This is a genomic window from Dolichospermum sp. UHCC 0259, assembly GCF_009711935.1.
Lineage (GTDB): Bacteria > Cyanobacteriota > Cyanobacteriia > Cyanobacteriales > Nostocaceae > Dolichospermum.
The window spans coordinates 1-607 of record NZ_VIKX01000054.1 but is presented as its reverse complement, the minus strand read 5'-3'; the positions used below and the strand labels follow the sequence as shown (position 1 = coordinate 607).

Annotated in this window: 1 protein-coding gene; it reads left to right on the top strand. The window is 36.4% G+C overall.

Features of this window, described 5'->3' with window-relative positions; genetic code table 11:
• Positions 1–276 precede the first annotated feature (276 nt).
• A partial coding sequence (locus tag FJR05_RS04380) for a DUF29 domain-containing protein (RefSeq protein ID WP_168642977.1) occupies positions 277–607 on the top strand: 331 nt, incomplete at its 3' end.

Genomic DNA, 607 nt, shown 5'->3' with positions numbered 1-607 from the left:
TCAGGAGTCAGGAGGAAGAATTAGAAGAAGAGAAGAATAGTATTAAATCTGGTCAAGTGATAGGTTTTTGCTAATTTCAACCCTTATTCCTTGCATCTGATTCACCTTTTTTACCTTCAAACTCTTGATATATCTAAGTTCTATGTTTATATGGCTTACGCCACGCTACGCTATCAGCAAGCCCTAAATACAGTAGGAGGGAAAAGATAAGAGTTTGATGGCTTAATTTTCTTACTTCACTAAATCAAAATTTGCACTGGGAGTAAATCTAAAAAGATGTCTAACACCCTATATGATAGCGATTTGCAATTATGGATTGAGCAAACAATTCAGCAGTTACAGAATCATGAATTTGAGTCGCTAGATATTCAGCATTTGATTGAGGAGTTAGTTGATTTGGGTAAATCAGAGAAGAATACGCTCAAAAGTAATCTCAAAATTTTATTAGCTCATTTACTCAAGTTAAAGATTCAACATGATGCACCTGACTCGATGAAGGGAAGTTGGTACAGTTCAGTTGTGGAACATCGTCAGCGGGTTTTGGATAATTTAGCCGATACTCCCTCTCTTAAAAGTTTCGGCTCTTGCGCCTCTTTTATGGAGAAAA